The organism is Pseudoduganella sp. GW821-FHT11H04, assembly GCF_058807935.1.
Map to the genome: position 1 here is coordinate 17,580 of NZ_JBXARE010000026.1, position 11,903 is coordinate 29,482.

An 11,903-nucleotide genomic window follows, 5' to 3' on the forward strand; every position below is an offset into this window, starting at 1 on the left:
CAAAGAAAGAGGTTGTTGCCGGGTATGCAACCGTGCCCCTTTCCCTTTTCCCCCCCCCCCCCCCCGACTTGTATGTTGGTGGCCTAATGCTTTAAGGCAGCGGGCGGTCCGAGAGTTCGCGGTCGTCGGTGCTGGTCAGTTCACCTTCCCACTTTGCGACAACGGCGGTGGCGATGGAATTGCCGACTACGTTGGTGGCGGAGCGTGCCATGTCCAGGAAGTGGTCGATGCCGAGCAGCAGTACCAGGCCGGCTTCAGGAATCTTGAACTGGGTCAGGGTGGCGGCAATCACCACCAGCGATGCGCGCGGTACGCCGGCCATGCCTTTGGAGGTCAGCATCAGCACGGCCATCATGGTGATCTGGGTGCCGAGGTCCATATTGATGCCGTAAGCCTGTGCGATGAACACCGTGGCGAAGGTGCAGTACATCATCGAGCCATCGAGGTTGAAGGAGTAGCCGATCGGCAGCACGAACGCTGCAATGCGGTTACGCACGCCAAAGCGCTCCAGGCCTTCCAGAGTTTTCGGGAAAGCGGCTTCGGAGGAAGCGGTGGAGAAGGCCAGCAGGGTCGGTTCTTTGACTTCGGACATCAGCTTCAGCACGCGCTTGCCCAGGAACAGGAAGCCGGCAAAGATCAGGATCGCCCACAGCACGCCGATGGAGAGGTAGAACTCCGCCATGAACACGCCGTAAGTTTGCAGCACGCCCACGCCGCTCTTGGCGATGGTGCCTGCGACAGCGGCGAAGACGGCGAACGGTGCGAATTGCATCACGTAGCCGGTGACCTTCAGCATGATGTGCGCCACGCCGTCGACCGCGTCGACCAGCGGTTCGGCTTTCTTGCCCACGGCGGCAGCTGCGGTGCCGAAGAACAGCGAGAACACCACGATCTGCAGGATTTCGTTCTTGGCCATGCCGTCGATGATCGAGGACGGCACTAGGTGGGTGATGAACTCTTTCAGCGACAGGCTGGAAGTCTGCAGCGTGGCGGCGGCAGCGGCGCCGTCAGCCGGGATATGGCCCATCAGGGCATCGCCTGGACGGAACAGGTTGACCATGATCAGGCCCAGGGTCAGTGACAGCACGGACGCCAGGAAGAACCAGCCCAGGGTCTTGATACCGACGCGGCCTACTTCCTTGGTGTCGCCCATGCGTGCGATGCCGACCATCAGGGTCGAGAACACCAGCGGCGCAATGATCATTTTGATCAGTCGCAGGAAGAGGGTGGTAATGAGGGTCATGTAATCCGCGAAGCTGGCAGCTTGTGGCGCCATTTGCGAATTGATGGTGTAACCGGTAAGGATACCCAGCGCCAGGCCGACGAGGATATAGGTGGTCAGGCGGTTTTTGTTGGCCATAAGCAAGATTCCTGGATAGAGGCGGATTTGCCGTTAGAATGATGAGCTATTAAGCAAGTCCCGAAGTATCCTTGCGGTTCTAGGCCACTGTCAAGCAAGAATAAACCTGCCGAAACGCGAAAAAGATGATCGCAATTAAAGACTTATGTAAATGGTATGGCAACTTTCAGGTGCTCGCAGACTGCAGCACCGAGGTGGCCAAAGGCGACGTCATGGTCATTTGCGGACCCTCCGGCTCGGGCAAATCCACCTTGATCAAGACGGTCAACGGGCTGGAACCTTTCCAAAAAGGCGAAATTATTGTCGATGGCACCTCGGTAGGCGCAAAAGGCACGGATTTGCCGGCTTTGCGTGCCCGCATTGGCATGGTTTTCCAGAATTTCGAGCTATTTCCCCACCTGTCGGTGCGCGAAAACCTGACTTTGGGCCAAATCAAGGTGCTGGGCCGCTCGCAGGACGAGGCCAATGAAAAGGGCCTGAAATACCTGGACCGCGTCGGCCTGCTGGCGCACCAGGATAAATACCCGAACCAGCTCTCCGGCGGCCAGCAGCAGCGGGTTGCCATTGCCCGCGCCCTGGCGATGGATCCGATTGCCATGCTGTTCGACGAGCCGACGTCCGCCCTGGACCCGGAAATGATCAATGAAGTGCTGGACGTCATGGTCGGCCTGGCGCAGGATGGCATGACCATGATGGTGGTGACCCACGAAATGGGCTTCGCGCGCAAGGTAGCCAACCGGGTGGTGTTCATGGATCAGGGCCGCATTCTTGAGGATTGCAGCAAGGATGAATTCTTCGGCGCCCCGCGTTCCGAACGCGCACGGGAGTTTTTAGCGCGTATCATCCACTAACAGGGCGGGTCGTCGTCCCCGCCAGCGGAGGACACCATGACCTTTCTGCGCCTGCTTCCCCTTCTTTGCCTGGGCCTTGCCGCCCATGCCGCCGCCGCTTCGGACAGCGGCACCCTCGCCAAGATCAAACGCACCGGCCAGGTCGTGCTGGGCGTGCGTGACGGCTCGATTCCTTTCTCTTACCTCGATGACAAGCAGCAGTACCAGGGCTATTCGGTGGACCTGTGCCTGAAAGTCGTCGAGCACTTGAAAACCCAGCTCGCGATGCCGGGGCTGAAGGTGGCCTACAACCCGGTCACCTCCGCCAACCGCATCCCGCTGATGGCCAACGGCACCATCGACCTGGAATGCGGCTCCACGACCAATAATGCGGAGCGCCAGCAACAGGTGGCATTCGGGCCGACCATGTTCGTTATCTCCAGCCGGCTGCTGGCCAAGAAGTCGGCCAATATCCAGAAGCTGGACGATATGAAGGGTAAAACGCTGGTTGCCACGGCAGGTACCACGACGCTCAAGCAAATGACCATGCTGAACACCGAGCGGAAGCTGGGCATGAAGATCCTGGTTGGCAAGGACCACCCCGAATCGTTCCTGATGCTGGAAACCGAACGCGCCCAGGCGGAAGCCAATGACGACATCCTGCTTGCCGCGCAGGTGGCAACCTCGAAAGCGCCGGTCGATTTCGCCGTCAGCAGCGAGGCGATGTCGGTGGAGCCTTACGGGATCATGATGCGTAAGGGCGATGCGCCGTTCAAGAAAGCCGTAGACGAAGCGCTGCGCAAGGTCTACCAGTCCGACGAGATCCAGCGCATCTACAACAAATGGTTCATGAGCCCCATTCCGCCTCGTGGCGTGAACCTGAACTTCCCCATGCCGGCCAGGCTGAAGGCAGTGCTGGCCAAGCCGACCGACTCACCGGACCCTGCCGCTTACCAATAGCATGCACTACAACTGGAACTGGCACATCTTCTGGGAGCTGTCCCCGGACGGTGTGCACAGTTATTGGGATACGCTGCTCTCCGGCCTTGCGTGGACGCTGGCGACTTCGCTGGCCGGCTGGGTGATTGCGCTGGCGCTGGGCGTTGCCGTTGGAACGGTGCGCACTGCGCCCAATCGCTGGCTGCGCCGCTTCGCCATCTGCTGGGTGGAGGTGTTCCGCAATATCCCGTTGCTGGTGCAGATGTTCCTGTGGTTCTTCGTGCTGCCAGAATTGTTGCCACGCGCCGCGGGCGCCTGGGTGAAGGCGCTGCCGAACGCGCCCTTCGTGACGGCGGTGCTGTGCCTGGGTTTCTTCACTTCAGCGCGTATCGCGGTGCAGGTGGCGGCGGGCATTAACGCGCTGGCAGGCGGACAGCGACTGGCAGCGCTGGCGCTGGGCTTGTCGCGCACGCAGGCCTACCGCTATGTGCTGCTGCCGCTTGGCTTGCGCATTGTGCTGCCGCCGCTGGCAAGTGAATTCCTCAACATCATCAAGAACAGTTCCGTCGCGCTGACTATCGGATTGATGGAGCTGACCGGCAGCGCGCGCTCGATGCAGGAGTTCTCCTTCCAGTTCTTCGAAGCGTTTGCGGCTGCAACGGCGATCTACCTCATCGCCAACATCATCGTCGTCGCGGGGATGACGCTGCTGGAACGGCGCCTTGCGCTGCCTGGAACGCTGGGCGGCGACGCGCGGGAGGCTGCGTAATGTTTTCCAATTTCGATTACAGCGTGATCGCCAATTCCTTGGCCTACCTGTTCAAGGTCGGCATGGTGTTCACGCTCAAGCTCACCGTGCTCTCCATGCTGGGCGGCGTCGCGCTTGGCACCTTGCTGGCCATGGCCCGGCTGGCGCCCCTGCGTGCGTTGTCGCTGCCTGCTGCCGGATACGTGAACCTGGTGCGCGCCGTGCCGCTGGTGCTGGTGATCTTCTGGTTCTATTTCCTGGTGCCGTATATCGCGGCTTGGGTGATCGGCGCGCAGGAGCCTGTGAAGGTGGGGACGTTCATGTCGGCGCTGATCACCTTCACACTGTTCCAGGCGGCCTATTACTGCGAGATCATGCGCGGCGGCATACAGGCCGTACCTAAAGGCCAGGTTTATGCGGCGCAGGCGCTGGGCATGGGCTACTGGCTGACCATGTCGCAAATCGTGCTGCCGCAGGCTTTCCGCAATATGCTGCCGCTGCTGCTGACGCAGACCATCGTGCTGTTCCAGGATGTGTCGCTGGTGTACGTGCTATCGGTGGCGGATTTTGTCGGCGCAGCCAGCAAGATCGCCCAGCGTGATGGACGGCTGGTGGAGATGTATGTCTTCGTGGCGCTGGTATATTTCATTTTATGCACGCTCCTGTCCTGGCTGGTGCGCCGGCTGCAGCGGCGCATCTCGTTCGAAAGGTAAGCGGCGCCGCAGCTTTCGTATGTTTCGGGTTGTATCGCCGGCTAGTGTGCGGGCTGCGGCCTGTGTACCATCAGGTTTATGAAGATGATGAGACTTTCGGTTGGCGCCTTGCTGGTGCTGGGGGCGTTCGGCGGTGCACAAGCTGCGGGACGCGTGATGGTGGACGTGGCGCTGACGCAGGCGACGATTGTCGATGTGGCATCGGGCCAACTGGTGCAGGGCAAGGCCGTGCTGCTGAAAGGCGGCGACATCGTTGGCGTTGTCGATAACGCAAAGCTAAAAGATTACTCACCCAAGCGCACCGTCAAGCTGCCGGGCAAATACCTGATGCCTGGCCTGTGGGACGCCCACGTGCACTTTGGCGGCGGTTCCTCCCTCATCGAAGAAAACAAGCAACTGCTGGGCCTTTACCTCGCCCACGGCATCACCACCGTGCGTGATTGCGCGGGCGACTTGTCCGATACGGTGCTCGATTGGCGCGACATGATCAATCGCGGCAAGCTGGTTGGTCCGACCATCTTCGCCGCCGGCCCCAAGCTGGAGGGCTATAAGCCACTGTGGAAAGGCACAATCGAAGTCGGCACGCCGGAAGAAGTCAGCAAGGCGCTTGACTACCTGCAATCGCGCAGCGTGGACTTCGTAAAAATCACCGAGAACACCCTGAAGCCGGAAATCTACCTGGAAGCGCTGCGCCAGGCAAAGGCACGCGGAATGCAGACCTCCGGCCACCTGCCGGTTCAACTGACGCTGGACCAGATGATGCAGGCAGGCCTGGGCAGCATCGAACACCAATCCTATGCACTGCGAGGCGCAACCCCGCGTGAAGCGGAACTGACTGCGCAAGTCGCCGCTGGCAACATCACCGGCCGCGAGGCTATGCGCGCCAGTATCGAGAGCTATGACGAAGCGACCGCCCGCGCCACCTTCCGCCGCATGGCCGCCGCCGGCATGTCGATTACCCCGACCCTGGTAGGCTCGCAAGTTACCGCCTACCTGGACCAGGACGACCACGCCAACGACCCGTACCTGCAATACATCGGCAAAGGCCTGCGCAAGACCTACGAATGGCGCGTGCAGCGCGCGGCCAAGGACGATGCAGCCGCCATCGCCTACCGCCACACCTCGTACGAGAAAGCCGCCTCGCTGCTGCCGCTGATGCAGCAGGAAGGTGTCAACATCATCGCCGGCACCGACGCGGGCTTCCTGAATTCCTTTGACTATCCCGGCAAGGGCCTGCACGACGAACTGGGCATCTTCGTCAAATACGGCCTGACGCCGCAGCAGGCGCTGCAAGCCTCGGTGATCAACGGCCCGCGCTTCCTCGGCAAGCAGGAACGATATGGCGCCGTCGCGCAAGGCAAGGCCGCCGACCTTCTGGTGCTGGACGCCAACCCGCTACAGGACATCGCCAACACCCGAAAAGTGCGCATGGTGGTCAGCCACGGCAAGGTCTACGACCGCAGCAATCTGGACGCAATGCTGGAATCCGCCCGCCGCTATGCAGAGGAACATCCCGCGCCAACAGAGTAAAATGGCGGGATTCGTTTAATGAAAGCTTGCCCCGCCATGAGTGACTTCGAGATCCCGCACAGCATCACCATTACCCGTCCAGACGATTGGCACCTTCACCTGCGTGACGGCGCCACCATGGCCAGCGTCCTGCCGGACACCGCCCGCCAGTTTGGCCGCGCGATTGTGATGCCAAATTTGAAACCTCCTGTCACCACTGTGGCGCAGGCAGCCGCCTACCGCGACCGCATCCTGGCCGCCCTGCCGCAAGGCATGGACTTCGAGCCGCTGATGACGCTCTACCTGACAGACAACACCTCGCCGGACGAAATTATCCGCGCGGCTGACAGCGGCTTCGTGCACGCGGTCAAGCTGTACCCGGCAGGCGCCACCACCAACTCGGACGCCGGCGTGACCGACCTGTCCAAGTGCTACAAGGTGTTGGAAACCATGCAGGAAGTGGGCATGCCGTTCCTGGTGCACGGTGAAGTCACCGACCAGGACATCGACCTGTTCGACCGCGAAGCCGTCTTCATCGAGCGCGTCATGCGCCCGCTGCGCAAGGACCTGCCGGCCCTGAACATCGTGTTCGAGCACATCACCACCAAGGATGCGGCGCAATACGTGGCCGAAGCGGAAGGCCCGATCGCGGCCACCATCACCGCACACCACCTGCTGTACAACCGCAACGAGATCTTCAAGGGCGGCATTCGTCCGCACTACTACTGCCTGCCTGTGCTGAAGCGTGAAGAGCACCGCCTGGCGCTGGTGACTGCGGCGACCAGCGGCGACGAGCGCTTCTTCCTCGGCACCGACTCCGCTCCGCACGCGCAGGGCGCCAAGGAAGCCGCCTGCGGCTGCGCTGGCTGCTACACCGCGCTGCACGCGATGGAGCTGTACACCGAGGCCTTCGCCCGCGCCGGCGCGCTGGACAAGCTGGAAGCCTTCGCTTCCCTGAACGGCCCGGCCTTCTACGGCCTGGAACCAAACAAGGGTACCATCACCCTGAAGCGCGAGCAGTGGACCCTGCCTGCCGACCTGCCATTCGGCGATTCCAAACTGATCCCGCTGAACGCCGGCGAAACGATCAACTGGAAAATGGTCTAAGGGACCAAGTGTTTCAAGAGATCGACTGGTCCCGCGCCTGGTATGCCTCGGTGCGGGACGTAGCCTCCCGCATCGACCTCTCCCTGCCCAGCGTCGTCGAGCCGTTCTGCCAACAGGCGGCCGCGCTGGCGCTGGTCAACCACAAAGGCCAGCCGCTGCGTTTTGTGCCGCAAGCTGCGCTGCCTGAAGGTACCGCCTACGAAGAATTCATCGGCGCCACCGGCCAGGTGCCCACGCGCGATAACCTGCACGATTTCTTCAACGGCCTGGTGTGGCTGACCTTCCCGGTCATCAAACGCCAGCTGAACGCCCTGCAGGCCGCGCAGATTGCGCTGGACGGCGTGGGCAAGTCGCGCGGTCCCGCACGCGATGCTGCTACTATCTACGACGAGAATTCCGCGCTGCTGGTGGTGCGCGACGATGCCGACGGCGCGGCCCTGGTGGACGCCCTGCGCAACCACCGCTGGCGCGAAGCCTTCGTCGATCGCGCCGCGCAGTTCGACGGCGATGCACAAGTCTGGCTGTTCGGCCACGCACTGATGGAAAAGCTGGTGGCGCCCTACAAAGCCATCACCGCCCATACACGCGTGGTGCTGGCCGGCGACGATTACTGGTCGCAGGACGACGCGGGCCGCCGCGCATGGATGGACCGCGTGGAAGCACAGCGCCTGGCCGAAGAGGGCCTTGCCAAGGGAGGCTTTACACCGCTGCCAGTGCTGGGAATTCCCGGCTGGTGGCCGCAGCAGGACAACGCATTTTACGAAGACCAAACGGTATTCCGCGCCAAGCGGACGCCGTCCTGAAAGGAGCTTTGAATGGAAAAGATTATTCGCTGGGGCATCCTCGGCACCGGCAAGATCGCCAAGGCTTTCGCCACCGCGCTGCGCGAGGTGCCTGATGCAGAACTGGTGGCCGTCGCATCGCGCAGCCTAGATAGCGCTACCGAGTTCGCGAAAGAATACGGCGCCAAGCGCGCCCACGGCACGTACCAGGCCCTGGCCGATGACGACGGCGTGGACGTGGTCTACATTGCCACGCCGCACGCCATGCACCACGAGAATGCCATCATGTGCCTGAATGGCGGCAAAGCACTGCTGGTGGAAAAAGCCTTCACCCTGAACCGCCGCGAAGCGCAGGAAATCGCCGACCTGGCGCGCCAGCGAAAACTGTTCGTCATGGAAGCGATGTGGACGCGCTTCCAGCCCGCCATGCTGGAAGCCAAGCGAATGATCGACATGGGCGAAATCGGCAATGTGTGCAACCTGCAGGCCGATTTCGGCTTCCCCGCCGATGCCGGCCCTGAGCATCGCCTGTTCAATCCAGCTCTGGGCGGCGGCTCCCTGCTGGACCTTGGCATCTACCCGCTGTCGATGGCGGTCTTTTTCCTAGGTCCGGTGAAAGGAGTGCAAGGCTACGGCGAGCTGACGCCGACGGGCGTCGATCTGCAATCGAGCTTCGTATTGCAGCATGAGGGCGGCGCGCTGTCGGCCTGCAGCTGCAGCCTGAATAGCTGGACCCCGACCACCATGACTATCTGCGGCGACAAGGGCTTCCTGCGCCTGCACGGACGCTTCCACCACACCGAGCGCTTCACCATTGGCCTGAGCCGCGGGGAAGAGCGCGAATTCTACTTCCCGCGCATCGGCAATGGCTACGCGCACGAAGCGATGGAGGTAGGGCGCTGCCTGCGCGAAGGGATGCTGGAAAGCCCGGAGATGCCGCTTGACGAATCCGTCGAACTGATGGGCGTTCTGGACCAGCTGCGGTCCCAGGTCGGCGTGAAATATGCTGTGGATTAAAGGGCGATTCGTTACAAAATAATCATCGCCGCACAATTGCAAGAAAGTTATTATCGGATCTTTAACTTTCTTGGGAGGGTGTATGCATAAAGCTTTACTGAAGCTGGCAGGCGCCGTTGCACTGGCATCGGCATCTGGCGCGGCATCCGCGCACTGGACTACTACCGATATTGAAGTAACGGGCGTGATCCAGGAAATCCCCGGCCCCTCGCTGCGCTGCCCTTCCAAATTCGGCGGCACCATCACCGGTTACGGCAACAGCGCCTTGCTGGGGCGCGTCGCCTTCGTCGCCAACGACTGCATCACGCAGAACGGCGCGGTCTTCACTTTCGACCGCGGCCGCTTCATCATCATGACCACTACAGGCGACCAGCTGTACGCCGAATACAGCGGCCAGTTCGTGCCGACCGGCCAGGGCGCCGACTATGTCTTCAACGGGGCCTCGTTCACGATTACGGGCGGCAGCGGCCGATATATGTTCGCCAGTGGCGGTGGCCAGTTGCTGGGTAACGAGAACATGCTGACCGGCGCCGGCACCATCGCGCTGAAGGGCCGCATCAGCTACTGGGCGCGCTAAGAAGTGATCCTGTGCGGCCGTCAGCAGGATTTGGCGGCATCCTTTACACTGGCTTTCTTTGCCAGCCCAGGATGCCCGTCATGTCCAACGATCGCCAACTCAATCTCAAGACAATCCTGATTGCGAGCGGCGTCGTGTTGACGCTGGCAATGGGCGTGCGCCATGGCTTCGGTTTCTGGATGCAGCCCATTTCGCAAGCTAACGGCTGGAGCCGCGAAACCTACTCGCTGGCGCTGGCGCTGCAAAACCTTCTGTGGGGCGCCTTCGGCCCCTTCGCCGGCATGGTGGCGGACCGCTACGGCACCATGCGCGTGGTGATTGTCGGCGCCATTTCGTATATGGCGGGTCTGCTGTGGATGGCCACGGTCACCCAGCCTACCTTGTTCATCGCCGGTTCCGGCATCTTCATCGGCCTTGGCCTGGCTTGTACCGCCTTTGGCGCGGTGAGCGGCATCATCGGCCGCGCGGCGCCGGTGGAAAAGCGCTCCTGGGCATTCGGTGTTTCCGGCGCGGCCAGCTCCTTCGGCCAGTTCCTGATGATGCCGATCGAGCAGCAGTTGATTTCCTCCATCGGCTGGCAGCACGCCTTCTACGCTCTGGCCGGCGTGGTGTTCCTGCTGATGATTCCCATGTCGACCTTCTTGCGCGAACCGAAGCACGAGGTGGCCGCAGGCGGTGCGCACCAGAGCATCGGCGACGCCATGCGCGAAGCCATCGGCAACCGCTCGTTCCTGCTGCTGGTCGCGGGCTACTTCGTGTGCGGCTTCCAGCTGGTGTTCGTCGGAGCCCATTTGCCGGCCTACCTGAAAGACAAAGGCATCGCCACGCCAGGTGTCGCAGTGATGGCATTGGCGCTGATTGGCCTGTTCAATATCTTCGGCTCCTTCACCGCCGGCCAACTGGGCGGCCGCATGCCCAAGCGCTATCTGCTGTCCACAATCTACTTCGCCCGCTCGGTAGTGATTGGCCTGTTCCTGCTGGCACCGTTGTCGCAATGGTCGGTCTACCTGTTCGCCGCAGCGATTGGCTTCCTGTGGCTTGCCACGGTGCCGCTCACCAATGGCATCATCGCCGGCGTGTTTGGCCTGAAGCATATGTCGATGCTGGCCGGGGTGGTTTTCCTCTCCCACCAGATCGGCAGCTTCCTCGGCGTATGGCTGGGCGGCTACCTGTTCGACAAGCTTGGGAGCTATGACGTGGTGTGGGGCGTCACCCTCGGCCTTGGCGTATTCGCCGGCCTCGCCAACCTCCCAATCGACGAGCGCCCGCTCGCGCGCATCGCGCCCAGCCTGAAGGCCGCCTGACATGAAACGACGGCTGCTCCGCTTTGGCCTCTGGACCCTCGGTGCAGCCGTGCTCGCGCTGGCATTCCTTGCCTACCTGCAGCCTGCCTTCATGCTCGACCTCGCCAACCGCATCTACCTCTGCCTATAGCTTCATTTATGGAATTGTCGGCAATTTTTACACAGCGGCAATTAATTTTTTAATATTTTAATGAAATCAAATACTTAATAAATTGGCATGAAATGTGCTTTTAGGCTTGCCATTAGTCAACCTTACTGAAAGCACACAAACATGAAAACCAAACTGATTGCTGCCGTTGCCCTGGCTGTTGCCGCGATGGGTCAAGCCCAAGCTGACGTAACGTTCCAGTTCTCCCAGTCCGGCGGCAACGTTGTCATGCAGTCGTCGGGAACTCTGAATGTCCGTAATCTGGTATCGGTTCCTGCGGGTGGCTGGGGTAACGCTGGTGTTGAAACCCACGACGGCAATCAGTCCGATATCATGGGCGACACCATGTCGGGCGACGTCAATCTTGGATTTACGTTCCATCAGGGCACCGACATGTCCCAGTGGTACAGCAACATGTTTACGAGCAGCAACTTTAACTGGACGTCGACCGGTACGACCCAATTCGCGACCTTTTATTGGAACTCCGGCGTTCTTACTCCAGGTATCGGCATTGGCTCCGAAGACCTGGTAGGTGCGCTGTGGACGCCAGATGTGTCCTGGACCAAAGCCGGCACCTTCGCCAGCCTGGGCTTGACCGAGGGCCTGTACAAGATTACCGACATCCAGACCGAAGAATCGATTTCGATCCTCATCGGCGGCGTACCGCCACAGGACGTGCCTGAGCCTACCTCGCTGGCCCTGCTGGGCCTTGGCCTGGCCGGTGTTGCTGCGGCTCGCCGCAAGCGCCAAGCCTGAATGGTGGTGCAGGAATAAAAAAAGCGCAGCATCGGCTGAACTGACCCCCAATAGTTGGACGGTTTAGTTTGCTAGGCTGCCAAGGGCTGAGTCCTGTATTCCACAGGACTCAG

13 protein-coding genes are annotated in these 11,903 nt (G+C 61.2%); 12 read left to right on the forward strand and 1 reads right to left on the reverse strand.

Going from position 1 to position 11,903, the window contains the following annotated elements; genetic code table 11:
- Positions 1 to 91 precede the first annotated feature (91 nt).
- Positions 92 to 1,360 carry a dicarboxylate/amino acid:cation symporter gene (locus AC1RTP_RS28110; protein ID WP_498611946.1) on the reverse strand — a complete coding sequence of 423 codons (1,269 nt, stop codon included), beginning with the start codon at positions 1,358 to 1,360 and terminating at the stop codon, positions 92 to 94.
- A gap of 125 nt (positions 1,361 to 1,485) precedes the next feature.
- Here AC1RTP_RS28110 and AC1RTP_RS28115 point away from each other — a divergent pair, with 125 nt between their 5' ends.
- From AC1RTP_RS28115 to AC1RTP_RS28170, 12 genes are all read left to right on the forward strand, one after another.
- On the forward strand, positions 1,486 to 2,211 hold the full coding sequence (locus tag AC1RTP_RS28115) for an amino acid ABC transporter ATP-binding protein (RefSeq protein ID WP_498611947.1): 726 nt from the start codon (positions 1,486 to 1,488) through the stop codon (positions 2,209 to 2,211).
- Positions 2,212 to 2,247: 36 nt separating this feature from the next.
- Complete coding sequence (locus tag AC1RTP_RS28120; RefSeq protein WP_498611948.1) at positions 2,248 to 3,150, forward strand: amino acid ABC transporter substrate-binding protein; 903 nt, start codon at positions 2,248 to 2,250, stop codon at positions 3,148 to 3,150.
- Position 3,151: 1 nt separating this feature from the next.
- A complete protein-coding gene (locus AC1RTP_RS28125; RefSeq protein WP_498611949.1) occupies positions 3,152 to 3,898 on the forward strand; it encodes an amino acid ABC transporter permease in 747 nt (248 codons plus the stop codon).
- Positions 3,898 to 4,590: an amino acid ABC transporter permease gene (locus tag AC1RTP_RS28130; protein WP_498611950.1), complete on the forward strand. Its 693-nt coding sequence runs from the start codon at positions 3,898 to 3,900 to the stop codon at positions 4,588 to 4,590. The genes AC1RTP_RS28125 and AC1RTP_RS28130 overlap by 1 nt, the downstream gene beginning before the upstream one ends.
- 84 nt (positions 4,591 to 4,674) lie before the next feature.
- The gene (locus AC1RTP_RS28135; RefSeq protein WP_498611951.1) at positions 4,675 to 6,120 is read left to right on the forward strand and encodes an amidohydrolase family protein; all 1,446 of its coding nucleotides are present in this window, start codon (positions 4,675 to 4,677) and stop codon (positions 6,118 to 6,120) included.
- 36 nt (positions 6,121 to 6,156) lie between these two features.
- Positions 6,157 to 7,206, forward strand: a complete 1,050-nt coding sequence (pyrC, locus tag AC1RTP_RS28140) for a dihydroorotase (protein ID WP_498611959.1) — start codon at positions 6,157 to 6,159, stop codon at positions 7,204 to 7,206.
- Positions 7,207 to 7,214: 8 nt separating this feature from the next.
- Complete coding sequence (locus AC1RTP_RS28145) at positions 7,215 to 8,009, forward strand: DUF3025 domain-containing protein (RefSeq protein ID WP_498611952.1); 795 nt, start codon at positions 7,215 to 7,217, stop codon at positions 8,007 to 8,009.
- Between the two features lie 12 nt (positions 8,010 to 8,021).
- Entirely contained in the window at positions 8,022 to 9,005 is a 984-nt protein-coding gene (locus AC1RTP_RS28150; protein ID WP_498611953.1) for a Gfo/Idh/MocA family protein, read from the forward strand.
- Between the two features lie 82 nt (positions 9,006 to 9,087).
- Positions 9,088 to 9,582, forward strand: coding sequence for a hypothetical protein (locus tag AC1RTP_RS28155; protein ID WP_498611954.1), 495 nt, complete (start codon positions 9,088 to 9,090; stop codon positions 9,580 to 9,582).
- Between the two features lie 80 nt (positions 9,583 to 9,662).
- Entirely contained in the window at positions 9,663 to 10,886 is a 1,224-nt protein-coding gene (locus AC1RTP_RS28160) for an MFS transporter (RefSeq protein ID WP_498611955.1), read from the forward strand.
- Position 10,887: 1 nt separating this feature from the next.
- A complete protein-coding gene (locus AC1RTP_RS28165; protein WP_498611956.1) occupies positions 10,888 to 11,016 on the forward strand; it encodes a hypothetical protein in 129 nt (42 codons plus the stop codon).
- 141 nt (positions 11,017 to 11,157) lie between these two features.
- Entirely contained in the window at positions 11,158 to 11,790 is a 633-nt protein-coding gene (locus AC1RTP_RS28170) for a PEP-CTERM sorting domain-containing protein (protein ID WP_498611957.1), read from the forward strand.
- Positions 11,791 to 11,903: the final 113 nt, after the last annotated feature.

What these genes read in the sequence shown, in the direction of transcription:
- AC1RTP_RS28125 (WP_498611949.1), top strand. Translation starts at nt 3,152, where the DNA reads ATGCACTACAACTGGAACTGGCACATCTTCTGGGAGCTGTCCCCGGAC.
- AC1RTP_RS28160 (WP_498611955.1), top strand. Translation starts at nt 9,663, where the DNA reads ATGTCCAACGATCGCCAACTCAATCTCAAGACAATCCTGATTGCGAGC.
- AC1RTP_RS28135 (WP_498611951.1), top strand. Translation starts at nt 4,675, where the DNA reads ATGATGAGACTTTCGGTTGGCGCCTTGCTGGTGCTGGGGGCGTTCGGC.
- AC1RTP_RS28165 (WP_498611956.1), top strand. Translation starts at nt 10,888, where the DNA reads ATGAAACGACGGCTGCTCCGCTTTGGCCTCTGGACCCTCGGTGCAGCC.
- AC1RTP_RS28130 (WP_498611950.1), top strand. Translation starts at nt 3,898, where the DNA reads ATGTTTTCCAATTTCGATTACAGCGTGATCGCCAATTCCTTGGCCTAC.
- AC1RTP_RS28150 (WP_498611953.1), top strand. Translation starts at nt 8,022, where the DNA reads ATGGAAAAGATTATTCGCTGGGGCATCCTCGGCACCGGCAAGATCGCC.
- AC1RTP_RS28170 (WP_498611957.1), top strand. Translation starts at nt 11,158, where the DNA reads ATGAAAACCAAACTGATTGCTGCCGTTGCCCTGGCTGTTGCCGCGATG.
- AC1RTP_RS28155 (WP_498611954.1), top strand. Translation starts at nt 9,088, where the DNA reads ATGCATAAAGCTTTACTGAAGCTGGCAGGCGCCGTTGCACTGGCATCG.
- pyrC (WP_498611959.1), top strand. Translation starts at nt 6,157, where the DNA reads ATGAGTGACTTCGAGATCCCGCACAGCATCACCATTACCCGTCCAGAC.
- AC1RTP_RS28120 (WP_498611948.1), top strand. Translation starts at nt 2,248, where the DNA reads ATGACCTTTCTGCGCCTGCTTCCCCTTCTTTGCCTGGGCCTTGCCGCC.
- AC1RTP_RS28110 (WP_498611946.1), bottom strand. Translation starts at nt 1,360, where the DNA reads ATGGCCAACAAAAACCGCCTGACCACCTATATCCTCGTCGGCCTGGCG.
- AC1RTP_RS28115 (WP_498611947.1), top strand. Translation starts at nt 1,486, where the DNA reads ATGATCGCAATTAAAGACTTATGTAAATGGTATGGCAACTTTCAGGTG.